Source organism: Streptomyces sp. NBC_00885 (genome assembly GCF_045207475.1).
Taxonomy (GTDB): Bacteria; Actinomycetota; Actinomycetes; order Streptomycetales; family Streptomycetaceae; genus Streptomyces.
Genome location: NZ_CP108796.1, coordinates 3,910,173 through 3,935,470, shown reverse-complemented (window position 1 = coordinate 3,935,470; position 25,298 = coordinate 3,910,173). Strand labels below are relative to the sequence as shown.

Sequence of the window (25,298 nt, the reverse complement as noted above, 5' to 3'; positions counted from 1 at the left end):
TGGCCATGTCCCTCCCCGGCCGCCCCTCCTTACGCTGGCCCGCATGACCCCTCATCCCGACCCCCAGGCCGGCGCAGCCGTGAAGGCCGCAGACCGTGCGCATGTGTTCCACTCCTGGTCCGCCCAGGGCCTGATCGACCCGCTCGCCGTCGCCGGTGCCGAGGGCTCGTACTTCTGGGACTACGACGGGAACCGCTACCTCGACTTCACCAGCGGCCTCGTCTACACGAACATCGGCCACCAGCACCCCAAGGTCGTCGCCGCGATCCAGGAGCAGGCCGGCAGGCTCACCACCTTCGCGCCCGCGTTCGCCGTCGAGGCCCGTTCCGAGGCCGCACGCCTCATCGCCGAACGGACCCCGGGCGACCTCGACAAGATCTTCTTCACCAACGGCGGCGCCGAGGCCGTGGAGAACGCCATCCGGATGGCCCGGCTGCACACGGGCCGTCCGAAGGTCCTCAGCGCCTACCGCTCGTACCACGGCGGTACGGCGACCGCGATCAACCTCACCGGGGACCCGCGCCGCTGGCCCTCCGACAACGGCACCTCCGGTGTCGTGCACTTCTGGGGGCCCTTCCTCTACCGGTCGCCGTTCTACTCCGAGACCGAGGAGCAGGAGTGCGCCCGCGCCCTCCAGCACCTCGAGGACACGATCGCCTTCGAGGGCCCGGCGACGATCGCCGCGATCATCCTGGAGACCATCCCGGGGACAGCGGGCATCATGACGCCTCCGCCCGGCTACCTCGCGGGCGTACGCGAGATCTGCGACCGGTACGGGGTCGTCTTCGTGCTCGACGAGGTCATGGCCGGATTCGGCCGCACCGGCGAGTGGTTCGCCGCCGACCACTTCGGTGTCATACCCGACCTGCTGACCTTCGCCAAGGGCGTCAACTCGGGTTACGTACCGCTCGGCGGTGTCGCCATCTCCGCCGAGATAGCCGCGACCTTCGAGACCCGTCCCTACCCCGGCGGTCTCACCTACTCCGGGCACCCGCTCGCCTGCGCCGCCGCCGTCGCCACGATCAATGTGATGGCGGAGGAGAAGATCGTCGAACAGGCCGCCCACATCGGCGCGACCGTCTTCGGCCCGGGGCTGCGCGAGCTCGCCGAGCGGCACCCGAGCGTCGGCGAGGTGCGCGGTACTGGTGTCTTCTGGGCGCTCGATCTCGTACGGAACAAGGAGACGCGCGAGCCGCTGGTGCCGTACAACGCGACGGGCGCGGCGAACGCCCCGATGGCCGCGTTCGCGGCGGCGTGCAAGTCCCAGGGCCTGTGGCCGTTCGTGAACATGAACCGCACGCACGTGGTGCCGCCGTGCAACATCTCCGAGGCGGAGGCGAAGGAGGGCCTGGCGGCGCTGGACGCGGCGCTGTCGGTCGCGGACGAGCACACCGCGTAAATCGACCCGGGGGCGCTGCCCCCGGACCCCCGCGCCTCAATCGCCGGCGAGGCTGAATTTGTGCGGCTGGGCCGCACATTTCAGCCCGTCCGGCGTTTGAGGACATGCGGCCGAAGGTCGCATACGGGGTTCCGGGGCGGAGCCCCGTCGAGGGTCTGGGGGCTTGCCCCCAGTTCGGGGAGGGGCGGGGTGGGGGAACAGCCCCGCCGCAGGCGGTTTCACCCCCGCCCCGCCTCCACCTCCAAGAACCGCCTCTTCCGCGCCCCCCGGTACATCAGCGCCTCCCACCCCATCGCCCCCAGCGCCGCCGCGCACCGAGCCAGCTCCGGCTCCTCCTCCTGCGCCGCACCGGCGCCCCGCGGCCCCAGCCAGTCCACGCACACCATTCCGGCCCTGTCCGACGCGCGCACGCGATAACCCGTCGCCGTCCTCGCCCCCGACGCGTCCACGGCCGAGGGCGCAATGCCCGCCGCCTCCAGGACGAGGGCGACCGCGCGCACCATCCGGCTGAGCTCCCACGCCGCCGGTGCCGTGTTCGTCAGGCGCCGGATCTGGAGCAGACCGTCCAGCGCGGCGCGCACCTCCGCGGCCCGTACTTCCGCGGCCCCTGCGGTGAGATCGGGCCGCGGACCGTCACCCGTTGCCGCCTCGAAGACGTCTGTCATGTCAGAATCCCCTGTCCGCACCCGGTTCGTGACGTCTGACCTATCGTGTCCGGGACCCCGGCGAAGGAGAAGGCGACGATGCAGGGCAACGGCAGCAGTTCCGCTGTCACCCGCAACACCCTGCGACAACAGATCGCGGACGCACTGCGCGACGAGGTCCTGGCCGGACGTCTGCAGCCGGGGCAGGAGTTCACCGTCAAGCAGATCGCCGAGCAGTACGGCGTCTCCGCCACGCCGGTCCGCGAGGCCCTCGTCGATCTCTCGGCCCAGGGCCTGCTCGACTCCGACCAGCACCGGGGCTTCAGGGTCCATGAGTTCTCGGTCGAGGACTACCGCGGCATGGTCGAGGCGCGCGCGCTCGTCGTGGACGGTGTCCTCCACCGTGCGCAGAAGCGCGGCATCACCGCGGTGCCCGGTAAGGCGCTGGTGTCCGTACGCCGCCGGGCCGAGGAGGCCGCCCGCGCGGCCCGCGCCGGGGACCTGGACATCCTCATCGGCTACGACCTGCGTTTCTGGCGCGAAATCTGCGCCCTCGTCGCCAACCGCTACATCTGTGACTTCCTGCACCGGCTGCGCGTCCAGACCTGGGTGTTCGCCGTCCCGTATCTGCGCGGTCTGCGCGGCGACGAGGAGTTGCGGCAGTGGCTGTGGAGCGGCCACGAGGAGCTGGTGGACGCCGTCACGACCGGCGACGCCGAAGGCGTACGCGCGGCCGTCGACGCATACGACGAGCATGCGCTCGCCTGGGCGGATCGGCTGGAGCGGTGAGCGTGGATCTGAGCGTCGTCGTCCCGGCGTACAACGAGGAGGGGCGGCTGCGTCCGACCCTGGACGCGATCTGCGCCCATCTGCGCGCGGAGCCCGGCCGCTGGGGCGACTGGGAGCTGATAGTCGTCGACGACGGCTCCACCGATGCCACCGCCCAGATAGCCAAGGAGGCCGCGGCCGATGAGCCGCGCATCCAGCTCGTCAGCGGCGACGGCAACCGCGGCAAGGGCAGTGCCCTGCGCCTGGGTGTGCTCGCCTCGTACGGCCGGCGTGTCCTGATCACGGACGCCGACCTCGCGACACCCATCGAGGAACTGGACCTTCTCGACAAGCAACTCGCGGCCGAGGACAGCGCGGCGGCGATCGGCTCACGCGCGCACCCCGACTCGCACATCGAGGTGCACCAGCGCCCGCTGCGCGAATGGATGGGCCGGATGGGCAACCGCCTCATACGCGCCGTCGCCGTGCCCGGCATCCATGACACCCAGTGCGGCTTCAAGCTTTTCGACGGAGACAAGGCGCGTGCCGCCTTCGCCGACTCGCGGCTCGACGGGTGGGGGATCGACGTCGAGATACTGCGCTTCTTCCGGCGCGCGGGCTGGCCGGTGACGGAGGTTCCGGTGCACTGGTCGCACCAGGAGGGCTCCAAGGTCAGACCGCTGGACTACGGCAGGGTGCTGCTGGAGCTGCTCAGACTGCGCGCCCGTACCGTACGCCGCGTCGACTTGGCCGTCGTCGGGCTCTTCGTCCTCGCCTCCGTACTGCTCTACAAGGATCTGTGGGCGGACCTCGACCGGGGCTATCTCGCCGACTCGGGGCAGGACCAGAACCAGTGGGAGTGGTTCTTCGCGGTCACCGCCGACAATGTCGCGCATCTGCGAAATCCCCTCTTCACCACGCTCCAGGGGTTTCCGGACGGCGTGAACCTGATGGCGAACACCGTCATGTTCGGGCTGTCCGTGCCCCTCGCCCCCGTCACGCTGCTGTTCGGCCCGACCGTCACCTGGGCGCTGGTGCTCACGCTCGGGCTCGCGGCGACCGCGAGCGCCTGGTACTGGCTCATCGCCCGGCGGCTGGTGACCAACCGGTGGGCCGCCGCACTCGGCGCGGCATTCGCCGCCTTCGCGCCGCCGATGATCTCGCACGGCAACGCGCACCCCAACTTCCTTGTGCTGTTCATGATTCCGGTGATCATCGACCGGGCGCTGCGGCTGTGCGAGGGGCGCGATGTCGTACGCGACGGGGTGCTGCTGGGCCTGTTCGCGACGTATCAGATCTTCCTCGGCGAGGAGCCGCTGCTGCTCGCGGCGGTGGGCATGCTGCTCTTCGCGCTCTCGTACGCGCTCGCGCGCCGCGATGTGGCGCAGGCGGCCCGCCGGCCGCTGCTGCGGGGGCTCGCCGTCGCGGTCGCGGTCTGTCTGCCGCTGATCGCCTTCCCGCTGTGCTGGCAGTTCTTCGGCCCGCAGAGCTACAAGAGCGTGCTGCACGGCGACAACGCGGGCAACAGCCCACTGGCTCTTCTGGAGTTCGCGGGCCGTTCGCTTGCGGGCTCCGACGAGAGCGCCGACCCGCTCGCGCTGAACCGCACCGAGCAGAACGCCTTCTACGGCTGGCCGCTGATCGCGCTCGCGGCGGCGATCGTGGTGCGGCTGTGGCGGCTCGCGCTGGTCAAGGCGCTTGCCTTTACGGGTCTTGCGGCCGCGTTCCTCTCGCTCGGGCCGAAGTTCCGCATCCCGTACACGGAGATCGTGCTCACCGGCCCGTGGCGTGCGCTGGCCCATCAGCCGCTCTTCGAGTCGGTCATCGAGTCGCGGGTGGCGCTGATCTGTGCCCCGGTGCTGGGCGTTCTGATCGCGCTCGCCGCCGACCGGCTCGTGGTGACGAGGGACCGGGTCAGCCAGGTGGTGGGCCTCGCGGCGGTGGCGGCGGCGCTGCTGCCGGTGCTGCCGACGCCGTATCCGGTGCGGGAGCGCTCGCAGGTACCGGAGTTCATCACGCAGGGCATGTACCGCTCGTACCTCGGCGAGGGCGAGTCGGTGGTCACGGTGCCGCTGCCCAATGCCGGCAGCGCGGAGGCCCTGCACTGGCAGTCGGCGACCGGCCTTGGTTTCCGGGTCGCGGGCGGCTATTTCAACGGGCCGTGGGGGCCGGACCACATCGGTATCTACGGAGCGACGCCCCGGCACACCTCCAACCTCCTTAGCGAGGTGCGCAACAGCGGGCGCGTGCCCACCATCGGACCGAACTGGCAGGCGCAGGCGCGCTACGACCTGGCGGCGTGGAAGGCGGGACTGGTGGTGCTGGAGCCGCAGTACAACGACGCGGCCCTGTATGCGACCGTGGAGAAACTGCTCGGGCGACCGGGGAAGCGGGTGGGCGGCGTGTGGGTATGGGATGTGCGGGACCCGAAGGACTCGGTTCGGACAGACAGCTGACCGGCACCCTTCGCCGAACGTGTCCCTGCCACTACGCTGTCCCGTCCGTGCCCGACCCTGTCCCCGATCTTGTGCCTGATCCTTCGACCGACCCTTTGCCCCACCTTGTGCACGACCTGTGCCCGACCCTGTGCCCGACACCCTGGAGAGCGAGCCTTCCCTTGGCCTGTGACCTGTGGCTGGTCCCCCTCGTCGACGTGCTGTGCCACAGCCCCGACAACCCCTTCGCCGAAGAGATCGCCGCCTACGACAAGGCACTGACCGACGCCGGACTGCCGACCGTCCCCGTCTTCGCCTACATGCCCGGCCTGTCCGGGGACGTGGCGCCGGTCGCGGGCTTCGACTACGACGCGCTGCACTTCCTGCGGCGCGCCTACCTGCTGCAGCTGTGCGGGCTCGCGGTGACCCCGGTGGACGAACTGGGCGGTGACTACGAGCAGTTGCTGGAGATGTTCGAGGCGACCGCGCAGCAGTCGCACCTGGTCTGGCACTACGACCATGCTGGGGCGTACGTTCCCGTCGACTTCACCTCGCCGCTGTTCAACGACGAACTGCTCGCCGGGGGCGGTCCGCTGGGCTCCACCCAGGGTCTGCTGCGAGAGCTGGAGTTCGTCGCGCCGTCGATCGGCATCGACCCGGCGAACCCGCCCGAGGCACCGCGGCCGCCGGACCGGCCGACGTCGCTGGAGGAGCCGGCCGGGCCGATTCCGTACGACGAGAGCCCGTTCGCGCGGGAACGGCACGTGTGGCTCGGGCTGCACGCGGCGGCGACGCGAAGCCTCGGTCAGGGCTCAATGATCATTTTCAGCTGACGCACATCCTGCGCACATCCCCTGAACGCGCGTCCTTAAGCTCCGGGACATGTCCGCCCGGTAGGACCGGTGCATGTCACAGACGAGTACCCCGGCGACGGGGGAGATCGCGGACGAAGCGCTCCCCCGGCCCACACGCTTCGCGGACGTCAAGGGCTGGTTCTGGCCCGTGGACCAGCTGCTCTTCGACTGGTTCCTGTCCTATCAGCGGGACACGGATCCGGACGGGAGAGGGGATCTGCTCGAGCTCGGCGCGTATCTGGGCAAGAGCGCGATCTTCACGGCCGACTATCTGCGGGAGGGAGAGGAGTTCACGGTCTGCGACCTGTGGGACTCGCCGGCACCGGACGACTCCAACAGCGCCGAGATGGACCGGTCGTACTCGACGCTGACGAGGCGGGCGTTCGAGGCCAACTATCTGTCCTTCCACGACGAACTGCCCACGATGGTGCAGGCGCCGACCTCCGTGATCACCTCGCGGGTGAGCGCGGGGAGCTGCCGCTTCGTGCATGTCGACGCGTCGCATCTGTACGAGCATGTGCACGGTGACATCGAGGCGGCGAAGACGCTGCTGCAGCCGGAGGGCATCGTGTCCTTCGACGACTTCCGCGCGGAACACTGCCCCGGGGTCTCGGCCGCGGTGTGGGGCGCTGTGGCGACGTCGGGCCTGAAGCCGATCGTGATCACGGGCACGAAGCTGTACGGCACGTGGGGCGACCCGGCACCGGCGCGCGAGGCTCTGCTGACGTGGCTGGAGTCCCGTACGGACCTGTGGCACGGCGTGGAGGAGGTGGCCGGCCGGCCGCTGATCCGCATCAAGGGCAACAAGGCGGAGGTGCCGCCGCACCCGAAGTCCCGCCACACGCCGGCCCCGAAGCCCGAGCCGGTCGCATCCGCGCCCGTGCCCGCCGTCGCGGCTGCCGCGGCCCCGCGCCGCCCCCCGTCCCGCGCGCGCCGCCTGGCGAAGGACCTGCTGCCCCCGATCGTGACGAGGGCGATCACGTCCCGCCGTTAGGTCGCGTCCGCAAAGTCTCGCTTGGCCCCGGGAGGCGGAAGCCGAGCCGCCGTGCGGCGAATCCGCCGCTTCCCGGGGTCGTGGGGCCCCGCCGGACGAAGTCCGATGGCCCGCGGGGTCGGGGGCGCAGCCCCAGGTCCGTGAACGGGGCCGCAGGCCGCGCCTCAGCGCGGCGCCTCCGGCGGTCGCTGTCGCGGCATGTTCGGCCGCGCCCCCGGCGGCAGCGGCACCCGACCCGACGGGTGCCCTTCGACCCCCCGCCCCGGCGCCGCCCCCGTCGACTGCATCACCAGCGGCGCCGGGCCCGAGCCGAACTCCACCATCCAGTCCGCCGTCTCCGCCCGCACCAGCTCTGCGACGTCCTCCGTGAACCGCCGCAGTACCCCCAGGCACCTCTCCGTCGCCTCGCTCGCCGTGCCCTCCGCCGGGCCCAGCACCTCCCGTACGCACTCCGACGCCCAGTCGAACTGCAGGCCCAGCAGCTTGCGCTGCACCGCCTGCGCCGTGGCGACGTTCCTTATCCAGCCCGACGTCAGCCCGAAGTACCGGTCGCACGCCAGGCAGGCCGCTCCCAGCAGCAGTGACAGATACCCCCACCTCGACGTCCCGTCCCGTACGCCCGTCACCTCCAGGAGGGGGAGCACGGCCCCGGCGATCACGCCCAGAGCCGTGCCGATGCGCAGCACCCGCGCCGCCCGGCGTTTCCACACGCGGTCCACCAGATACCACTGAGCCGTACGCAGCGCGCCCGCCTCGACCCACCGGTACAGCTCGTCGAGGCGCTCCGCCGGTTCTCCCCAGTCACCGAGCGGAAACGGCCTCCCGGCAAGATCACGGCGCGGCGCCTCGCCGCGCTCGCCCCGGGCCGGCCCCCCGGGCTGCATGTCCGGCTGGCTCACCGGTGCACTCCTCTACGACGTGGAACGAGGTGGAACGAGGTGGTACGACGTAACACTGCGTGTGATTACGGTGCGCGCGTGCATGCGCACGCCCTTCCTACCGCCGAATGGTGGGCTGTGGGCCAGAAATACCGGTATTTCCGCCCACAAGAGGTCCTTGATCAGCTAGGGGTGTCCGCGCCCACTCACTCGAAAGAGTTGGTCACCGCAGGGTGGGGCGAGCCGCCCGGCGAGCACGTAGGCTCGGCTTACCGAACAATCGTCGTCGAAATGCCAGGAGTGACCGTGATTCCCGGTGGTGGCCAGCCCAATATGCAGCAGCTCCTCCAGCAGGCCCAGAAGATGCAGCAGGATCTCGCGCGGGCCCAGGAAGAGCTGGCACAGACCGAAGTCGACGGTCAGGCGGGCGGCGGCCTGGTGAAGGCCACCGTCACCGGCTCCGGCGAGCTGCGCGGCCTCGTCATCGACCCCAAGGCCGTTGACCCCGACGACACCGAGACTCTCGCGGATCTGGTCGTCGCCGCCGTCCAGGCCGCGAACGAGAACGCGCAGCAGCTTCAGCAGGAGAAGCTCGGCCCGCTCGCCCAGGGGCTGGGCGGCATGCCGGGCCTGCCCTTCTAAGGCGCAGGCCCACCAACTACCGTAAGCACCACAGCACTCCACGAGAGGCGTTCCGTTGTACGAAGGCGTGGTTCAGGACCTCATCGACGAACTGGGCAGGCTGCCCGGCGTCGGTCCCAAGAGCGCGCAGCGGATCGCCTTCCACATCCTCCAGGCCGAGCCGACCGACGTACGCCGGCTCGCCCACGCGCTGCTCGAGGTGAAGGACAAGGTCCGCTTCTGTGCGGTGTGCGGCAATGTCGCGCAGCAGGAACAGTGCAACATCTGCCGTGACCCGCGCCGCGACCTCTCGGTCATCTGCGTGGTGGAGGAACCGAAGGACGTCGTCGCGATCGAGCGGACCCGGGAGTTCCGGGGCCGCTACCACGTGCTCGGCGGGGCCATCAGCCCCATCGAGGGCGTCGGCCCCGACGACCTGCGGATCCGTGAGCTGCTGGCCCGCCTCGCGGACGGCACGATCACGGAACTGATCATCGCCACGGATCCCAATCTCGAGGGCGAAGCCACCGCCACGTACCTGGCGCGCATGATCAAGCCGATGGGCCTGAAGGTCACAAGACTGGCCAGTGGTCTGCCCGTGGGGGGAGACTTGGAATACGCCGACGAGGTCACGCTGGGGCGTGCCTTCGAGGGGAGACGACTTCTCGATGTCTGACGCCAATCTGCACGCCGTCAATCAGGACCCGGACAGTTTCGCGGTCCAGATCGCCGACTCGATCGAGTCCTTCATCGTCGCGACCACGGAAGTCGCGAAGGGCGACGAGCCGGACAGCGCGGTGCCCTTCCTGCTGCTGGAGATCTCCCAACTCCTGCTGACGGGCGGCCGGCTGGGCGCGCACGAGGACATCATTCCGGACGAGCGGTACGAACCGGACACCGGCCCCGACGTGGACGTCGACGACCTGCGCGAGCGCTTCGCCGTGCTGCTCGACCCGGTCGACGTCTTCTCCGAGGTCTTCGACCCGTACGAGCCGCGCAAGGCCCCGGTCGCCTCCCGGATCTCCGACAACCTCGCGGACATCGTCACCGACCTGCGCCACGGCCTGGCCCACTACCGCGCGGGCCGCACCAGCGAGGCGCTGTGGTGGTGGCAGTTCTCGTACTTCTCCAACTGGGGCCCGACCGCCTCCGCGACACTGCGCGCGCTGCAGTCGCTGGTCGCCCACGTCAGGCTTGACCAGCCGCTGGAGGAGCTGGACGGCCTGGACACGGACGAGGACCTCGCCGAGGACGCACTGGCCGAGGAGGCCGGCAAGGTGATGGTGCAGGAGATCGCGGGCCCGCTGGGCCTGCGTACGGCCACCTGAGCGCTCTCCGCGGTGGTCGGGGAGCAGTGGCCTCCCGCAACGAGCCCAGGGTGTGACCCGGCCCACACCCCGCGTAGCGCGCATCAGGCGGGGCAGGAGTCGGTCCGAGCGGCCGTGACCCTGCCTGATGATCACGTGGTGAGCGGGACATCTCACCATGTGACAGCACCGGGTCGGAGTCCGGCCGCTCGTTAGACTGAGCCGACCGCAGTAGTGCGGAACGAAACGGACTGAGCGAGGAGCGCACGTGGGCCTTGTCGTGCAGAAGTACGGAGGCTCCTCCGTTGCCGATGCCGAAGGCATCAAGCGCGTCGCCAAGCGAATCGTCGATGCCAAGAAGAACGGCCACCAGGTGGTCGTCGTGGTATCCGCGATGGGCGACACGACGGACGAGCTGATCGATCTCGCCGAGCAGGTATCCCCGATCCCTGCCGGGCGCGAATTCGACATGCTGCTGACCGCCGGAGAGCGGATCTCCATGGCCCTGCTGGCGATGGCGATCAAAAACCTGGGCCACGAGGCCCAGTCGTTCACCGGCAGCCAGGCAGGCGTCATCACCGACTCCGTCCACAACAAAGCGCGCATCATCGATGTGACGCCGGGCCGGATCCGTACGGCGCTGGACGAGGGCAACATCGCCATCGTCGCGGGCTTCCAGGGTGTGTCCCAGGACAAGAAGGACATCACCACCCTCGGCCGCGGAGGATCGGACACCACCGCCGTCGCCCTGGCCGCCGCCCTCGACGCCGAGGTCTGTGAGATCTACACCGACGTCGACGGCGTCTTCACCGCCGACCCCCGGGTCGTGAAGAAGGCGAAGAAGATCGACTGGATCGCCTTCGAGGACATGCTGGAGCTCGCCGCCTCCGGCTCCAAGGTGCTGCTGCACCGCTGCGTCGAGTACGCACGCCGATACAACATCCCGATCCACGTCCGCTCGTCCTTCTCGGGGCTGCGCGGCACCTGGGTCAGCAACGAGCCGCAAGGGGACCAGCAGGTGGAGCACGCCATCATCTCCGGAGTCGCCCACGACGTCTCCGAGGCCAAGGTCACGGTCGTCGGAGTGCCGGACAAGCCGGGCGAGGCCGCGGCCATCTTCCGTACGATCGCCGATGCCGAGATCAACATCGACATGGTCGTGCAGAACGTCTCGGCGGCCACCACCGCCCTGACCGACATCTCCTTCACCCTCCCCAAGACGGACGGCCGCAAGGCCATCGACGCCCTGGAGAAGGCGAAGGCCGGTATCGGCTTCGAATCGCTGCGCTACGACGACCAGATCGGCAAGATCTCGCTCGTCGGCGCGGGCATGAAGACCAACCCCGGCGTCACCGCCTCCTTCTTCGAGGCGCTCTCCGACGCGGGCGTGAACATCGAGCTGATCTCCACCTCGGAGATCCGCATCTCGGTGGTCACGCGCGCCGACGACGTCAACGAGGCCGTGCGCGCCGTGCACACCGCCTTCGGTCTCGACTCCGACTCCGACGAGGCGGTCGTCTACGGAGGCACCGGGCGATGACCCGCAAGCCGACGCTCGCGGTCGTCGGAGCGACCGGGGCCGTCGGCTCGGTGATGCTCCAGATCCTTTCGCAGCACGCGGATGTCTGGGGCGACATACGGCTTGTCGCCTCTCCGCGCTCGGCCGGCCGCAAGCTGGCCGTGCGCGGCGAGGAGACCGAGGTCGTCGCGCTCTGCGAAGAGGCCCTGACGGGTGTCGACGTCGCGCTCTTCCTCGTACCGGACGCGGTGTCCGCGCAGTGGGCGCCGATCGCCGCGGCCAACGGCGCGGTCGTCGTGGACAATTCGGGCGCCTTCCGGCTGGATCCGGATGTGCCACTGGTCGTCCCCGAAGTCAATCCGCATGCCGTACGGGTCCGCCCGCGCGGCATTGTCGCGAGTCCGCACGACACCACGCTCGCGATGGTTCCGGCGGTGGGCGCGCTACACGCCGAGTTCGGGCTGCGCGAACTGGTCGTCTCCTCCTACCAGGCCGTCAGCGGCGCGGGACGTGACGCCGTCGCGGCGCTGCGTGCCCAGCTGTCGCTGGTGGCCGGTACGGAGCTGGGTGCCGGACCCGGAGACGTACGCAGGGCCGTGGGCGACGAACTCGGGCCCTTCGCGGCACCGCTGGCGCTGAACGTGGTGCCGTGGTCCGGGACCCTCCATGACGGCGGCTGGTCCTCGGAGGAGCTGGGGCTGCGGGCAGAGACGCGCAAGATCCTCGATCTGCCGGGGCTGCGGGTGGCGGCGACGTTCGTCCGCGTGCCGGTGCTCACCACGCACTCGCTCGCCGTGCACGCGCGCTTCGAGAGCGAAGTCACAGTGGAGCGGGCGCACGAGATCCTGGCGACCTCGCCCGGAGTGGTGCTCTACGACAATCCGGCGGCCGGGGACTTTCCCACACCCGCCGATGTGGTGGGGACCGATCCGACGTGGGTGGGGCGGGTGCGGCGGGCTCTGGACGACCCCTGTGCGCTGGACCTCTTCGTCTGCGGCGACAATCTGCGTAAGGGTGCCGCGCTCAACTCCGCGCAGATCGCGGAGGCTGTCGCGGCGGAGATCGGGCCTGCGCTCAGCTCCGGCTGATCCTTTTCGGTCGTCTCCGCCCTCTGTGTCCATCCTCTCTGTCCGCTTGCGGCTTATTCGGGGCGGCGGAAGCGGAATGCTTTGTAGGATCTGTGAACACCCTGTGGTCAAGTCGAAGGTCTGTACCACTTGAACTGGGGTGCGAAGATGTTCGACGATGCGCTTCCCCCTTCCTGCAACCGGCAGTTGGGCGGGAAGCGTCTTTGCGGTTGCCCCTTCACGGTGCCGCGAAGAAAAGGGGCATTGGGGAAGAGCGGGTACGCATGAGCGCATTTGGTTCACCGTCAAAAACGGTGGCGTACGCGTACAACCCTGACGGGGGGAATCGTGTCCAACAGGCGTGGCAGAGGTTCTCGACATCACCAGGGTGGTCCCGGTCCGCGGCGCTGCAGTGCGCCCGCTCCGCAGACCCCGCCCGTCCGGCGGCATGCCGGTGATCGCCCCCATGCCCGCGCCACGCACCACCCGCATCTCGTCCCAGCGCGAGGGCGCTGAGGACGTCATGGCCGCGGGTACCACAGTCGATCACCTCACCGAGACCTATCGCGCCCACTACCGGTCGCTGCTCGGTCTCGCGGCCCTGCTTCTCGACGACACGGCATCCTGCGAGGACGTCGTCCAGGAAGCGTTCATACGCGTCCACTCGGCCCGCAACCGGGTGCGGGACCCGGAGAAGACCCTGGCGTATCTGCGCCAGACCGTGGTCAATCTGTCGCGGTCGGCCCTGCGCCGCCGCATCCTCGGGCTGAAGCTGCTCTCCAAGCCGATGCCGGACATGGCGAGCGCCGAGGAAGGCGCGTACGACCAGCTGGAGCGGGACGCGCTGATCAAGGCGATGCGCGGACTCCAGCGCCGCCAGCGCGAGGTGCTGGTGCTGAGGTACTTCGCCGACATGACAGAGGCTCAGGTCGCCGAGACGCTGGGGATCTCCCTGGGCTCGGTGAAGGCGTACGGCTCGCGGGGCATTGCGGCCCTGCGCGTCGCCATGGAGGCCACGGCATGAGCGGGCACAGGCACAGGTTTGAGCGGTACGGGCCGGACGGGCCGTTTGACGACCGGACTGGGAACGGAATTGTGAACAACGGGCCGGAAAATGAGCTGGGCGGCCTCGGAGCCCTCGGCGGGGACGAAGTTGCCCTGCGGCGGCTGCTGCAAGGGGCCGTGCAGGACCTCGAGCCCTCCGAAGGAGCCCTCGACCACCTGCGAAGGGCGGTACCCGCGCGGCGCGCCCGCAAAAGGCAGGCGCTGGTCGGTGCGGCGGCCGCGGTGATGCTGATCGGCACCGCCGTCCCCGCCTTCGTACATGTGGCGACCTCCAGCGGCGGCGACAGCGCCAACCCCGTCAACGCCGGACACGGCGAACAGGCGCAGGGCGGCACCGGGTCCGAGACGGGCGCCGAGGACGGCGAGGCGGGGACGAACAGCCCCTCCGTCGGCGGCCAGGGCACCGGGCAGAACCAGGGCGGCGCGACCCAGACACCGGGACAGCAGCCCTCCGGCGCCAAGGACGGCACGGCGGGCGGCGTCATCAACCCGCCCGTCAGCGCGCCCGCGAGCTCCCCGGTCTGCCAGGCCGGCCAGCTCGGCGTCACCGCGGGACAGGCGGCGCCGGATGCCGAAGGCAAGGTGTACGGCACCTTCCGCGTCACCAATGTCTCCAAGACCGACTGCGCGGTCAGCGGCGACGGCACGGTCGGCTTCAAGGCGCTGGGCGCGGCCGATGCCGCCAAGATCACGGTCGTCGGGCACACGACGGGCGACGCGGCGACCGGACTGCCGGACCCCGCGATGGAGGCGGACTCGCTGCTGCTGAAGCCGGACACGGCGTACGAGGTGAAGTTCGCCTGGGTCCCGAAGGACAGCTGCCCGACCACCGGATCCTCGCCCGAGCCCACGCCGTCGGACGGCGGCTCGTCGGGCGCGAGCACCGGTACGGGTACGGGCACGACCTCTGAGAACACCCAGCCCCAGCTCGTCCCCGCGGAGGGCGGGGGCACGGCGGACGGCAGTGTCGCGGTGAGCCACACCACGGCGGTGGGCGCGCCCAGCGCGGAGACGACGATCCCCAACGCGTGCTCGGGCACGGTTTACCGCACGGGTGTGCTGAGCGGTCGGTGACGGACGGGTCCGGGGCCTGCGGCGAAACGGCCAGTCAGGGCTCGGCGGCGGACCCGCGGCGGAGCCCCGCCGGGGCTGTCGGTGCCACGGCCCTGGTTACACCGGCTCCGGCTCCAGGCCCAGCGCGCGATCCCGCTCCGCCTCCGCCTCGCGGCGCAGCAGGCGGAACCACATGAAGAGCACGAAGCCCGCGAAGACGAACCACTCCCCGGTGTAGCCCAGGTTCTGGAACGCCTTCAGGTCCAGCCCGCTGCCCTCCGGCACGGACGCCGGGACCGGCTTCAGCCCGCTGTCCGCCTCCGTGAGGGTGACCCACGCGTCGTACACGTTGTCCGGCACGAGATTCACCAGCGACGCCGCGCTGATCATCCCCAGCTGCCCGCCCGGCAGCCCGCCCGCCGTGTGAACTCCGTCAGTGCCCGGGGTCTCCGAGGCCTGCAGGGCGCCGGCCACGGTGACTCGCCCGGCCGGTGCCACGGGGGCGGGCGCGCCCTGCCGCAGCCAGCCGCGGACCACCGGCAGCGTCCGGCCGCCGTCGGTCTTGAGCAGCGTCAGCACATACGAGCCGCGCTCACCGTCCAACTCCCGGTCCGGCACGAGGAACTGCTTGCCGTACCGCCCGCCGGTCGTCACCTGCCGCCCCGACGTCTCCTGGTCGACGGGCAGCAGCTCGTCGAGCGGCGCGGCCTTCTGCTCATCCGGCTCGGGCTTCTGCTTGGCCTGCTGATGCGTGTGTACGCGGTCCTCGAACTTGCCGAGCTGCCACGAGCCCATGAAGACACAGAAGGGGATCGCCAGCACGACGAAGATATTGATCCCCCACCAGCGGGGCGTCAGCAGGAATCGGTACACACCCCCACGGTACGGAACGTGCCGACCGCCCCTCGGCCCGCCCCCCGTTCCCGCCCCTCGGCCCGCCCTTGTTCCCGCCCCTGTTCCGGCAGCCCGCTCCCCGTCTCCGCTACCCCGGGTCCACCCCCTGACCCAGGTGCTCGGCCGCGAAGGCGATCTCCAGCCCCACCTGTTTGATCCGCTCCTCCACCACCAGCGAGCCGTGTCCCGCGTCGTACCGGTACACCTCGTGCACCGTGCCGCGCGCGGCCAGCCGGTCCACATAGTTCTCGACCTGGCGGATCGGGCAGCGCGGGTCGTTGACGCCGGCCGAGATGTAGACCGGGGCACGGACCGCGTCCACATACGTCAGCGGCGAGGAGGCCTCGAACCGCTCCGGGACCTCCTCCGGCGTACCGCCCAGCAGGGTGCGGTCCATCGCCTTCAGGGCCTCCATCTCGTCGTGGTACGCCGTGACGTAGTCCGCGACCGGCACCGCCGCCAGGCCCAGCGCCCAGGCCTCGGGCTGGGTGCCCAGGCCGAGCAGGGTCAGATAGCCGCCCCATGAGCCGCCCGCCAGGATCAGCTTCCGCGGATCCGCCAGCCCGGAGGTGACCGCCCACTCCCGGACCGCCGCGATGTCCTCCAGCTCGATCAGCCCGACCCGGTGCTTGAGGGCGTCCGTCCACTGCCTGCCGTACCCCGTCGAGCCGCGGTAGTTGACCCGCACCACCGCGTAACCGTGGTCGATCCAGGCCGCCGGGCCCGCCGCGAAGGCGTCGCTGTCGTGCCAGGTCGGGCCGCCGTGGATCTCGAAGACGGTCGGCAGCGGGCCCGTCGAACCCGCCGGCCTCTGCACCAGCGCGTGGATCCGGCCGCCCGGCCCCTCCACCCAGGCGTCCTCCACCGGCACCGACTCCGGCGCCTTCATGCCCGGGGGATCGAGCACGACACCGCCCGACGTCGAGCGCACCTGTGGCGGCAGCGCGGCCGAGGACCACAGATACTCCACCTCCCCGTCCGGCCGGGCCGTCGCACCCGAGACCGAACCGGCCGGCGTCTCGATCCGCACCAGCTCCCGCGTCGCCAGGTCGTACCGCCACAGCTCACCGCGCGCCTCGAAGCTGTGCTCGACGAGAAGCCCCGAGCCGTCCGGATACCATTCGGCGTTCACATCGCCCGGCAGGTCGATCGCCAGATCGGACTCCTCGCCCGATGCGACGTCCCAGATCATCGGCTCCCAGCGGCCGCGTCGCTGATGCCCGATGAGCAGCCGGGTGTCCCCGTCCACCGGAGCAAAACCGAGGACCTCCAGCCCCAGTTCCTCAGTGCCCCCCTTTGTGTCGTCCAGCTCGGCGACCGGGCTCCCGTCGAGGCGCACCACCCGCAGCGCCGAGTGCATCGCGTCCCCGTGCTCGGTGTGCTCGATCGCGATCAGCGTCCCGTCGTGCGACAGATCGCCGACCCCCGCCGACTCCCGGTGCCGGTAGATCTCGACCGGCACCGCGTCCTTCCGCGCGACGTGAATGGTCGTGCCGTCCTCGTCGGTCGAGCGGCCGACGACCGAGGTGCCGTCCCTGCCGATCGCCAGCCCCGCCGGGTACGAGGGGCGAAGGCCCGCTGCGGCGGGCTCGTCGTCCCCGCCGCCGAAGGGCTGGCGCATCCACACACCGAACTCGTCCCCGTCGGTGTCCGAGAACCACCAGATCGACGCGCCGTCGGGGGAGAGCACCCCGTCCGTCGTGCCGTTCGGCCGGTCCGTCGCCTGCCGCTGCTCGCCGGTCGCCCGGTCCCAGGCGTACAGCTCGTACGTCCCCGTCGCGTTCGATACGAACAGCGCGCGGTGCGGTGCGTCCTCCGCCCAGTCGGGCAGGGAAACGCGCGGCGCTCGGAAGCGCTTCTCCCAGTCGGGCATGCTGGGCGGCTCCGGCGTGCCCGGCAGCTCCGGCGTGGAGTCAGTGATCTCAGTCATGACCCCATTCTGCGCCGGACCCCCGACAATCCGTTCGCGTCATCCGCAGCCTGTGGATAACTTCGACGGCATGTACTCCCCGACCCCCTCGGACTGGCGCGAGGCCAACCGCTCCCGCTGGAACGAACGCGTCCCCATCCATGTGGCGAGCGACTTCTACGACCTGGACGGCTTCCGCTCGGGCAAGGACGTTCTGCGCGACTTCGAAGCCGCGGAGGTCGGCGACGTGACCGGCCGTACGCTCCTCCACCTCCAGTGCCACATAGGCCTCGACACCCTGTGCTGGGCACGCCGCGGCGCCGCGCAGGTCGTCGGCCTGGACTTCTCGGAGCCGGCCGTCGAGACGGCACGCGGCCTCGCGGCAGACCTCGGACTCGGCCCGGACCGCGCGGCGTTCGTCGCCGCCGATGTCTACGACGCCGCCGAAGCCGTCCCCGACTCCTCGTACGACATCGTCTACACCGGCGTCGGTGCGCTGAACTGGCTGCCCGACATCATGCGCTGGGCGGAGACCGCCGCGTCCCTCATCGCACCCGGCGGGTTTCTCTATCTCGCCGAATTCCATCCGCTCACCGATGTCCTGGACGACGCGTCGGGCTCGCGGATCGTCCACGACTACTTCGCGCGAGACGCCTGGATCGACCAGACACCCGGTACCTACGCCGACTTCGACGCGCCCACCGTCCACAACCGCAGCGTCGAGTGGCAGCACCCGGTCGGCGAGGTCGTCTCCGCCCTCAGCGCCGCGGGCCTGCGACTGGAGTTCCTGCACGAGCACGACGTCTCGATGTTCCAGCGCTTCGGCGTCCTGACGCGGCACGAGGACGGCTACTACCGCTTCCCGGCCGACCGACCCCGCATACCGCTGATGTACTCGCTCAAGGCTTCGCGAACGTGATCACCCAGACCCGATTGTCAGTGGCCGGGTGCACACTCGCCGTATGAACCGATCGACCTCAGCGACCGAGCTGCACACAACAGTTGAGACGTACTGGTCCTCGGCCGAAGCCCGCGACTGGACGGGCTTCGCCGCGACGCTGGCCGAGGACGTGGTCTACGACCTGCCGCAGACCCGCGAGAAGATCCGCGGCAAGGAGGCGTGCGTCCGGTTCAACCGCGAGTATCCGGGCGACTGGCACGTGCGCATCCAGCGGATCGTGGCCGACTCCGACCAGGCCGTCACCTGGATCCACGTCACCGTGGGCCTGGAGGAGATGTACGCGGTCACCTTCTTCACCGGTGACGCGGAGGGCAGGGTCACGACCGTCACGGACTTCTGGCCCGAGGCGTACGAACCGCCGCCGGGCCGCGAGCACCTGGTCGAGCGCTACTGAGAGGCGGGCGTCGGCGCGGGCGTGGTGCGGCGTACGGCGACGGCCGCCGTGTAGCCGGGATCCGCCGACAGGTCGGCCAGCAACCATTCGGCGTTCACGGCCGGTTGGGCCCCGGCCCCGACATAGGTGAGGGCAAGGCCCTCGTTCAGGCCAACCCCCGTCGCTTTCAGCAGGGCCTCTTTACGGGTCCAGCAGCGGGCGAAGGCGACGGCGCGGCCCTCCGCGGGCAGCGCCGCGAGGTCTGCACGCTCCTTCTGGTGCAGCTGCGAGGCGACATCGGTGACGATTCCGGGGTCGTCGGGGACGCCTTCGACGTCGATGCCGACGGATGCCGTGGCGAGGGCGATCATCACCAGGCCACTGGTGTGCGAGAGCGAGAAGTGCACGGGGCTGCCGGGGACGACGGGCCGCCCGTGCGGGCCACCGCAGTGGGCGCACGGCTCGCGCGAGAGTGTCACCGCCTCGGGGGCCTGTCCCAGCCACTCACCCAGCAGCCGGCGCAGCATCACGTGCGCCACGGCGTAGGAGTCGCGGTCGGCGTCGCGCACGAAGGCGGCCAGGCGAGTGGACTCCTCGCTGTCGAGGATGTGCCGCTCGGCGAGGACGCCGGCGATGTGGTCGGAGACCCGGCCGGACCACAGCAGTTCCACGCCCGGCAGCGTCAGGGCCTGGCGGCTGATGGGGATGTCGGTCGGCATGCTGTGGTCCTCCGCTGTGGTTCGACGCCGTCACCATGATCAACGGGCCGGATGTTCCGCTGAATTGGCCGGCTCCAGAGTCGACCGTACGGGAACGGGAGTCGCCATGACCTTCGAGGACCCGGGAACCCCTGGGCGTCGGCTGCCGGACCATCCGGGTCCGGCCGTGCGTTCCGCGGGCCGCGGCGCTACGCCCCGGTCGCGTACGTCGGCTGAAGCGGCGGACGGACCCGGGGGCGCGCCAAGGGCCCGACCCGCGCCGTGTGTGTCGTCGAGGATCAGGCCCTTGAGCAGGTGAACAGGCCTACGCCGCTCAGATATTGACGCCGAAGTCCTGCGCGATGCCGCGCAGACCCGAGGCGTACCCCTGGCCGACCGCGCGGAACTTCCACTCCGCGGCATTGCGGTACAGCTCGCCGAAGACCATCGCGGTCTCGGTCGAGGCGTCCTCGCTCAGGTCGTAGCGCGCGAGCTCGGCGCCGCCGGCCTGGTTGACCACGCGGATGAAGGCGTTGCGCACCTGGCCGAAGGACTGCTGGCGGCTCTCGCCCTCGTGGATCGAGACCGGGAAGACGATCTTGTCGACCTCGGTCGGCACGCCCGCGAGGTTGACCTTGATCTGCTCGTCGTCGCCCTCGCCCTCACCCGTGAGGTTGTCACCGGTGTGCTCGACGGAGCCGTCCGGGCTCTTGAGGTTGTTGAAGAACACGAAGTGCTGGTCGGACACGACCTTGCCGTTGGCGTCGACCAGCAGGGCGCTGGCGTCGAGGTCGAAGTCCGTGCCGGTGGTGCTTCGTACGTCCCAGCCGAGGCCCACGACGACCGCGGTCAGTCCCGGGGCCTCCTTGGTCAGCGAGACATTGCCGCCCTTGGAAAGGCTGACACCCATGGAAATCCCCTGCGCAATCCGGCGCGGGCCGCGCCTCTTGACGATTCCTTTGCCCAAGGGGGCAACGAGCGGTCCCCCTCCCTGGTTCCCGTACACCCGATGTCATCGTCCGGATGGCCCTCACCACGCTTCGGTGCCCTCGGCCCGCTCCGCCCGGCGGGCAGCCCCCTTCCCGCTGCGGATCCTCAGTGCCAGCAGCGGGAAGACAAGGACGGACACCATGGCCGCGCCGACCAGCGCCGCCGCCTCGCCCGCCTTCAGTACGTCCTCGTCCAGCCCGATGGTGGTGATCGCGACCACGAGAGGCAGGCAGGTGGACCCGTAGAGCATGAGGGCCGCGCGGTCGCGGCGTACCAGGTCGCGGGGGGCGAGCGCGTACACCGGAGCTCCGCGCACCAGCAGGAACAGCAGCAGGAAGACCGGCAGGAGTGCCAGCGAGCGGCCACCTTCCAGCAGTGAGGAGAGGTCGAAGTCGATACCGGTGACGACGAAGAAGATCGGGACCAGGAAGCCGAAGCCCATCGCCTCGATCTTCCCGAGGATCTCCGCACTGCTCTCGGGCACCGAGCCCTGCAGGACGAGCCGGGTGAGGATGCCTGCCGCGAAGGCGCCCAGCAGGGTGTCGAGGCCGAAGGCGTTCGAGAGCGCCAGCATCGCGGCGAGCAGCAGCATGACGAAGCGGACTGCGAACTGACCGCTGCTGTGCAGGGTCCCGGCGACGATCCGGGAGAACCATGGCCGTCGCGGCCGCAGCGCCCAGAAGATCGCCGCCGCGGTGATGGCCGCGAAGACGACCAGTACGACGGCGGACTTCCCGGGGCTCCGGCCGCTCAGCAAGAGGCTGATGGCGATGATCGGGCCGAATTCACCGACCGCCCCGAAGGCCAGCATGACGGTTCCGAAGCGGCCCTGAAGGTCGCCGCTGTCGCGAAGGATCGGCAGGACGGTGCCCAGCGCGGTACTGGTGAGCGCCGTGCCGATGACGAAGCTCGTGCCCGTCTGCCCACCGGTGAGCGCGAACGCGATGCCCAGGCCGAGGGCGAGCGAGACCGCCCACGCCCAGGTCGCCCGGCGCAGGGTGTCGCCGCGCACGCTGCTGAAGTCGATCTCGTACCCGGCGAGGAAGATCAGCATGGACAGGCCCAGATTGGAGAGGGTGTCGATGAACTGGCTGTGGGAGGCCCAGCCCAGCGCGTCGGGTCCGACCGCGATGCCGAGCACGATCTCGAAGATCACCAGGGGAACGGGGGCCCAGCGGGCGGCACCGTAGGCGAGCAGGGGCGCGACGACGGCGATCGCCATGATCAGGATGAGTGTCCCGTGATGCGACATGGCTCGTATGTAGCACCAGCCCGGCCACGTCGGACGTACCTGTCAGGTGAGATCGTCGCGTCCCAGCCGCTCCCCGGCCCGCCTGCGCACCCGGCGCGTCACGGCGGTCGCGGCGGCGGTCAGGACGACGAAGCTGTACAGGATCTGAAACATGGTCACCAGTCGTGCGGTCTGGCTCTGCGGCACCACGTCCCCGTAGCCGACGGTCGCCAGCGTGACGACGGTGAAGTACAGGCCGTCGAGGCGTGTCTTGAGTCCCATGAAGGCGTTCGGGTCCTTGGCGAGTGCGTAGTACGTCCCCGAGAAGAGCAGGACCGCCAGGAACATCAGGACGGGAATGACGACGACGGGGTGAGTGCCCGCCTTGTCGTCGTACGCGTTCATGATCTGACGCAGCAGCAGGTACGTGACGATGGCGAGCCCCACAAAGAAGATCGTCCAGCTGAGCAGGGGGCGCTGCGGTCCGAACTTGTCGAGGGGGAGCAGGAAGTACGCGACGGTCGTGGCGACTACGAGACACAGGGGTGGCCCCACGACCCGTACCGGGCCAGGATCGGTTGTGCGGTGCACCACGTGAGCCTCCCGCCCGAGGTCGCGTCCCGCCGAAGCACGCCCCCACCACGATCGTCCGCCCCGGCGATCCGCCGCCACCCGACAGCGGCCGAACGGTGCGCCGGCGCCTGAGGGCCCTGCGCCCGAATCACCCGGACGGCCGTTCCCGAAAGGCGGCGGGGTGGGCCCGGGCCGACGCTCGAAGTCCCGGACGCGACCGGCGTAAGGGACCGACCAGAGGACCACGCCATGAGTCAGGACCAGCCGATAGGAACACCGACGTACAAGGGGCCGCAGCCAGGGGAACCGAACAGCCCGTGGGTGACCGGCGGTCTCGCATTCGCCGCCGTGCTGATGCTGTGCATCGGAGTGCTCGGCGTGCTCCAGGGCATCGCCGCGATCATCGACGACGATGTGTACGGCCGGGTCGGCAACTACGTCTACCGCATCAACCTGACCGGCTGGGGCTGGATCCACCTGATTATCGGCGCCTGCCTCGCGATCACCGCCGGGGGCCTGTTCAAGGCCGCCACCTGGGCGCGGGTGCTGGGTATCTTCCTGGCCTCGCTCAGCCTCATCGCCGAGTTCATGTTCCTGCCGTACTCGCCGATCTGGTCGGTGGTCATGATCGCGATCGACGTGTTCATCATCTGGGCGCTGGCGGTGTACCGCAGCGACGCGCCGAGCAGGGCCTGATCAGTCCGTCGCGCTCTACTTCCGCTCCCCTTCGAGGAGTTGGGAGACGACGAAGCCGAGAACCGAGCAGACGATGACCAGCGGCATCTGGTCGGCCGCGTCAGTGCCGAGCAGCAGGAAGGAGAGCACGGCGCTGGTGACCGGGAGACGGGTGACCACCGAGGTGGCGGTGGCGATCCCGAGCGCGAGCCCCGGCGCCGTACCGAGTCCCGGCAGCCCCGAGCAGGCGATTCCGACGGCGGCACCGAGCAGCACCGACGGGAAGATGGGGCCGCCGCGCAGGCTGCCCAGACAGACGCCCCAGGCGAGGCCCTTGAACAGGACCAGAGCGACCAGCGCGCCGATGGACCAGGCGTGGGGGTTTGCGGACAGGGTGCCCAAGGTCGCCTGGCCGGACAGGGCGGCCTCCTCCGGCGAGCGGTCGGTGACCAGGGCGTACGCGGAGATGCAGACGCCCACGGCCGCGGCACAGGCGATCGTGCGGACGGCGGTGCTCCGCCGCGTCCAGGCCGCCGTCAGATAGCCGAGGCGGTGCCCGGCGGTGAGGATCGCCGCGATCAGCACCGCCAAGGGAATCCCCCACAGGAAGTCCCCCGCGTCCGGGCTCGCGTCCGGCGGCACCTCGGGCAGGGTGAGTGCCCCGGTCGACAGCCCGGTCCACTGCCCGAAGCCGGTGAAGACCAGCGCCCCGACACCGCTGGCCAGCAGACAGGGCAGCAGCAGGAGCACCAGCTGCGGGCCGCCGAGCCCGGCGGCCTCGACCATCATCACGGCGGCCACCAGAGGGCCGCCGAGAATGGTGGAGATCGCGGTTGTGGAGCCGGCGGTGCCCAGTACGAGCACGGTCTTGGGGTCCGCATCCCTTTGCACCGCTCGCAGGATGAGCATGGCAAGGCCGCTGCCCACCGCCATCAGGGGAGCTTCCGGACCCAGTACCACGCCCAAAGGCAGCGTCGCCAGGGCGGCGAAGAGCACGCCCGGCAGTTCCTTCGGCCCGAGCGGCGGGCCGCCGATACCGTGGACGGGCACATGCCCGCCATGCCCCGGCGCGCGCGTGACGACGGGCGCGAGAAGCAGCCCGGCCAGCACCAGCGCGGGCAGGGGCCACCACCAGGGCGCCCGGTCGTATCCGGCCGCCTCCGGCAGGGACTGCCACACCCAGTGCTGCAGCTCGTGCTGGAGGCTCACGAAGTAGAAACAGGCGAGCGCGATGGGCACACCCAGGACGACGGAGAGCAGCAACAGGCGTACGTACCCGGGGCTGAACAGCGTCTGACGCAGCGCCAGCTGACCGGGACCGGGCCCTTGGCCCTCGGGCGCGGGGGGTGCGGACTGGCCTTGGGACGCGGGGACTGCGGACATGGAGGGTGCGCTCTCCTCGATCTCCGGCGGGCCAGGTGCGGCAGGTCGCCGACGCGGTTGTCGCGGCGGCAGGGTGGGCTCAGTCAACGCCGACGAGATCTAGGGCGCACTCCGGGGACGGCGGTGGGGTGACGGGTCTCCCGGTCACCTCCTGCGGCCCCCCGGCCTACACCGGCGTGTCCTTCGCTGGACCATTCGGAGCACCTTCCTGCTCTCCATGAGTGACTACTCGGAATGGTGCGCATGCACCCGCGTTGCCCGTGGAACGTTCGTCCCCGAAATGAGGCCGCTGCCGCTATCGCGGTGGAAAGGCATCTCGCTGATTCAGCATGCTTCCTGAAAGTCCATCAGGAACCGCCCGTGTGCAATGTTCGTGCTGGTGAAAGCTGAACGAAATGTCTCTCCGTCTGCCTGACCGGTGGACCTCGCGCTCGTGGAGAGGAAAACAGGAATGAAGAAGCTCGCTTGGGCTGCCAGGGGTTTTGCGGCAGTGTCCGGAGCCCTGCTCGTCGGCGTTCTCGCGGCCCCACCCGCGGCTGCGGACAGCGATTCAGGAGTTTCCTTCGCCCAGGAACTGTCCGACAGCATCGTGTCCAGCTTCAACGGCGGGTCCTACTGTGGACCGGTCGGCCGCGATGTCAGCTCCGCCGTCGTCGACTTCGGCGGCAGCGACCTGTTCGAGACGGAGTTCCGCGCGGCGACCGACCGTTGGGGGCACGCCTTCCTCAACGACAGCCGGAATCCGGGAGTCTGGATCAATCTCGCGCTGGTCGCCGGTGCTCCCAGTTGCACGGTGGACACCTCCCTGGCAGTTACCGAGTCGGATGACCCCGGCCACCTGTTCATCACCCTCCTGGCCGGCAACGGTGTGATCTACCGCGCCCAGTGCGACGTCGTCGTCGGAACGCCCTTCACCCCGGAGAACATTGCGGCAGCGTGTGGCGCCGGGTTCGCTGCTGTTCCGGGTACGCCCGTCTGACAGTCCCGAAGTCGGCTCAGCCGGCCGA

25 protein-coding genes are annotated in these 25,298 nt (G+C 70.1%); 16 read left to right on the top strand and 9 right to left on the bottom strand.

The window, feature by feature from the left end; translation table 11 throughout:
• Positions 1-43 precede the first annotated feature (43 nt).
• Positions 44-1,399, top strand: coding sequence for an aspartate aminotransferase family protein (locus tag OHA61_RS17765; protein WP_406303847.1), 1,356 nt, complete (start codon positions 44-46; stop codon positions 1,397-1,399).
• Between the two features lie 218 nt (positions 1,400-1,617).
• On the opposite strand, the gene OHA61_RS17760 is transcribed toward OHA61_RS17765, so the two are convergent.
• Positions 1,618-2,064 (bottom strand): hypothetical protein, encoded by a 447-nt coding sequence (locus OHA61_RS17760; RefSeq protein ID WP_406303846.1) that lies wholly within the window; start codon positions 2,062-2,064, stop codon positions 1,618-1,620.
• A 78-nt stretch (positions 2,065-2,142) separates the two neighbouring features.
• Between OHA61_RS17760 and OHA61_RS17755 the strand changes: the two genes are divergently transcribed.
• From OHA61_RS17755 to OHA61_RS17740, 4 genes are all read left to right on the top strand, one after another.
• A complete protein-coding gene (locus OHA61_RS17755; RefSeq protein WP_406307389.1) occupies positions 2,143-2,832 on the top strand; it encodes a GntR family transcriptional regulator in 690 nt (229 codons plus the stop codon).
• Positions 2,829-5,267: a glycosyltransferase gene (locus tag OHA61_RS17750; protein WP_406303845.1), complete on the top strand. Its 2,439-nt coding sequence runs from the start codon at positions 2,829-2,831 to the stop codon at positions 5,265-5,267. The genes OHA61_RS17755 and OHA61_RS17750 overlap by 4 nt, the downstream gene beginning before the upstream one ends.
• Positions 5,268-5,428: 161 nt before the next feature.
• The gene (locus OHA61_RS17745; protein WP_266479968.1) at positions 5,429-6,079 is read left to right on the top strand and encodes a hypothetical protein; all 651 of its coding nucleotides are present in this window, start codon (positions 5,429-5,431) and stop codon (positions 6,077-6,079) included.
• Between the two features lie 73 nt (positions 6,080-6,152).
• Positions 6,153-7,094, top strand: a complete 942-nt coding sequence (locus OHA61_RS17740) for a class I SAM-dependent methyltransferase (protein WP_406303844.1) — start codon at positions 6,153-6,155, stop codon at positions 7,092-7,094.
• A gap of 164 nt (positions 7,095-7,258) precedes the next feature.
• Here OHA61_RS17740 and OHA61_RS17735 read toward each other — a convergent pair whose 3' ends face one another.
• Positions 7,259-7,993 carry an SLATT domain-containing protein gene (locus OHA61_RS17735; RefSeq protein ID WP_389372950.1) on the bottom strand — a complete coding sequence of 245 codons (735 nt, stop codon included), beginning with the start codon at positions 7,991-7,993 and terminating at the stop codon, positions 7,259-7,261.
• A 285-nt stretch (positions 7,994-8,278) separates the two neighbouring features.
• Here OHA61_RS17735 and OHA61_RS17730 point away from each other — a divergent pair, with 285 nt between their 5' ends.
• From OHA61_RS17730 to OHA61_RS17700, 7 genes are all read left to right on the top strand, one after another.
• The gene (locus OHA61_RS17730) at positions 8,279-8,614 is read left to right on the top strand and encodes a YbaB/EbfC family nucleoid-associated protein (RefSeq protein ID WP_324982938.1); all 336 of its coding nucleotides are present in this window, start codon (positions 8,279-8,281) and stop codon (positions 8,612-8,614) included.
• Between the two features lie 55 nt (positions 8,615-8,669).
• Entirely contained in the window at positions 8,670-9,269 is a 600-nt protein-coding gene (gene recR / locus OHA61_RS17725) for a recombination mediator RecR (protein WP_324982933.1), read from the top strand.
• Positions 9,262-9,921: a DUF5063 domain-containing protein gene (locus tag OHA61_RS17720; RefSeq protein ID WP_406303843.1), complete on the top strand. Its 660-nt coding sequence runs from the start codon at positions 9,262-9,264 to the stop codon at positions 9,919-9,921. The genes recR and OHA61_RS17720 overlap by 8 nt, the downstream gene beginning before the upstream one ends.
• A 247-nt stretch (positions 9,922-10,168) precedes the next feature.
• Positions 10,169-11,440 (top strand): aspartate kinase, encoded by a 1,272-nt coding sequence (locus OHA61_RS17715; RefSeq protein ID WP_266479957.1) that lies wholly within the window; start codon positions 10,169-10,171, stop codon positions 11,438-11,440.
• Positions 11,437-12,507 carry an aspartate-semialdehyde dehydrogenase gene (locus OHA61_RS17710; RefSeq protein ID WP_406303842.1) on the top strand — a complete coding sequence of 357 codons (1,071 nt, stop codon included), beginning with the start codon at positions 11,437-11,439 and terminating at the stop codon, positions 12,505-12,507. The genes OHA61_RS17715 and OHA61_RS17710 overlap by 4 nt, the downstream gene beginning before the upstream one ends.
• A 340-nt stretch (positions 12,508-12,847) precedes the next feature.
• On the top strand, positions 12,848-13,510 hold the full coding sequence (locus OHA61_RS17705; RefSeq protein ID WP_266479952.1) for a SigE family RNA polymerase sigma factor: 663 nt from the start codon (positions 12,848-12,850) through the stop codon (positions 13,508-13,510).
• Between the two features lie 71 nt (positions 13,511-13,581).
• Complete coding sequence (locus tag OHA61_RS17700) at positions 13,582-14,625, top strand: hypothetical protein (RefSeq protein WP_406303841.1); 1,044 nt, start codon at positions 13,582-13,584, stop codon at positions 14,623-14,625.
• A gap of 96 nt (positions 14,626-14,721) precedes the next feature.
• On the opposite strand, the gene OHA61_RS17695 is transcribed toward OHA61_RS17700, so the two are convergent.
• A complete protein-coding gene (locus OHA61_RS17695) occupies positions 14,722-15,477 on the bottom strand; it encodes an SURF1 family protein (protein ID WP_406303840.1) in 756 nt (251 codons plus the stop codon).
• 109 nt (positions 15,478-15,586) lie between these two features.
• Complete coding sequence (locus OHA61_RS17690; RefSeq protein WP_406303839.1) at positions 15,587-17,428, bottom strand: prolyl oligopeptidase family serine peptidase; 1,842 nt, start codon at positions 17,426-17,428, stop codon at positions 15,587-15,589.
• Between the two features lie 70 nt (positions 17,429-17,498).
• On the opposite strand from OHA61_RS17690, the gene OHA61_RS17685 reads away from it, so the two are divergent.
• Positions 17,499-18,326 carry a class I SAM-dependent methyltransferase gene (locus OHA61_RS17685; RefSeq protein ID WP_406303838.1) on the top strand — a complete coding sequence of 276 codons (828 nt, stop codon included), beginning with the start codon at positions 17,499-17,501 and terminating at the stop codon, positions 18,324-18,326.
• Positions 18,327-18,369: 43 nt separating this feature from the next.
• Positions 18,370-18,762, top strand: coding sequence for a nuclear transport factor 2 family protein (locus tag OHA61_RS17680; RefSeq protein WP_406303837.1), 393 nt, complete (start codon positions 18,370-18,372; stop codon positions 18,760-18,762).
• Here OHA61_RS17680 and OHA61_RS17675 read toward each other — a convergent pair.
• The 4 genes from OHA61_RS17675 to OHA61_RS17660 all read right to left on the bottom strand — a co-directional run bounded on the left by OHA61_RS17675 (position 18,756) and on the right by OHA61_RS17660 (position 22,254).
• Complete coding sequence (locus OHA61_RS17675) at positions 18,756-19,460, bottom strand: 4'-phosphopantetheinyl transferase family protein (RefSeq protein WP_406303836.1); 705 nt, start codon at positions 19,458-19,460, stop codon at positions 18,756-18,758. The two genes, OHA61_RS17680 and OHA61_RS17675, sit on opposite strands and share 7 nt — an antisense overlap.
• Positions 19,461-19,773: 313 nt before the next feature.
• A complete protein-coding gene (locus OHA61_RS17670) occupies positions 19,774-20,349 on the bottom strand; it encodes a TerD family protein (protein ID WP_266479937.1) in 576 nt (191 codons plus the stop codon).
• A 120-nt stretch (positions 20,350-20,469) separates the two neighbouring features.
• Positions 20,470-21,681 (bottom strand): cation:proton antiporter, encoded by a 1,212-nt coding sequence (locus OHA61_RS17665; RefSeq protein ID WP_406303835.1) that lies wholly within the window; start codon positions 21,679-21,681, stop codon positions 20,470-20,472.
• Positions 21,682-21,723: 42 nt separating this feature from the next.
• On the bottom strand, positions 21,724-22,254 hold the full coding sequence (locus tag OHA61_RS17660; RefSeq protein ID WP_406303834.1) for a potassium channel family protein: 531 nt from the start codon (positions 22,252-22,254) through the stop codon (positions 21,724-21,726).
• A gap of 228 nt (positions 22,255-22,482) precedes the next feature.
• Between OHA61_RS17660 and OHA61_RS17655 the strand changes: the two genes are divergently transcribed.
• A complete protein-coding gene (locus OHA61_RS17655; RefSeq protein ID WP_406303833.1) occupies positions 22,483-22,929 on the top strand; it encodes a hypothetical protein in 447 nt (148 codons plus the stop codon).
• A 15-nt stretch (positions 22,930-22,944) separates the two neighbouring features.
• On the opposite strand, the gene OHA61_RS17650 is transcribed toward OHA61_RS17655, so the two are convergent.
• Positions 22,945-24,291, bottom strand: a complete 1,347-nt coding sequence (locus OHA61_RS17650; protein WP_406303832.1) for a chloride channel protein — start codon at positions 24,289-24,291, stop codon at positions 22,945-22,947.
• A gap of 451 nt (positions 24,292-24,742) precedes the next feature.
• Here OHA61_RS17650 and OHA61_RS17645 point away from each other — a divergent pair, with 451 nt between their 5' ends.
• Positions 24,743-25,270, top strand: a complete 528-nt coding sequence (locus tag OHA61_RS17645; RefSeq protein WP_406303831.1) for a hypothetical protein — start codon at positions 24,743-24,745, stop codon at positions 25,268-25,270.
• Positions 25,271-25,298 lie beyond the last annotated feature (28 nt).